This is a genomic window from Vibrio sp. 1727, from assembly GCF_033344415.1.
Lineage (GTDB): Bacteria > Pseudomonadota > Gammaproteobacteria > Enterobacterales > Vibrionaceae > Vibrio > Vibrio alginolyticus.
In genome coordinates this window covers 1-651 of sequence record NZ_JAWPOT010000353.1, presented here as the reverse complement: position 1 = coordinate 651, position 651 = coordinate 1, and the positions used below count along the sequence as shown (strand labels likewise).

The window sequence follows — 651 nt, the reverse complement described above, 5'->3', positions numbered from 1 at the left end:
CACCAAGCTTGCTTTGCTCGATGATGAGGGCAAGCCTATCAGCCGTGCTTACTCTGTGGTTAATGCGCCAAGCGAGCAACACGAGTGGCTCGAATTCCTCATTGTGGCAGATCCTCAAGGGCAACTTTCTCCAAGGTTGCAAAAGCTAAAGGCGGGTGACCCGATTTATGTGGGTGAAACCGCGCATGGCGATCTCATTCACGACACCATTCCTAAGCAAGCGAGTGATCTATGGTTGCTTTCGACGGGGACTGGCATTGGCCCGTTTTTATCTTTGCTGGATGACATTAACCTGCTTCCTCACAATGATCGTATCGTGCTGGTGCATGGTGTTCGCTACGAAAAAGATTTGGTCTACAAATACCTGATTGAGCATCTTCAATTCCGATATGAAGGACGCTTAAAGTACGTGCCAATCGTGAGTCGTGAATCGTCACTCGGAAAACTGCAAGGTCGAATCCCAGAGTTGATTGCGTCTGGTGAGCTTGCCAATAAAGTGGATGTGCCTTTCTCTCCGCAAAGCAGCTTTGTGATGCTGTGTGGTAACCCAGAGATGATTAAAGATACCTTGCCTGTGCTGCAAGTGCTAGGGTTAGAAAAGTATCGAACTCGAACAGGCGGTCACGTTATCTATGAGCGTTATTGGTAAGT

At 48.2% G+C, this 651-nt stretch carries 1 protein-coding gene; it reads left to right on the top strand.

Annotated elements, in window-relative coordinates; all coding sequences use genetic code 11:
* A partial coding sequence (locus R8O10_RS25700; protein WP_318192022.1) for a ferredoxin--NADP reductase occupies nucleotides 1-649 on the top strand: 649 nt, incomplete at its 5' end.
* Nucleotides 650-651: the final 2 nt, after the last annotated feature.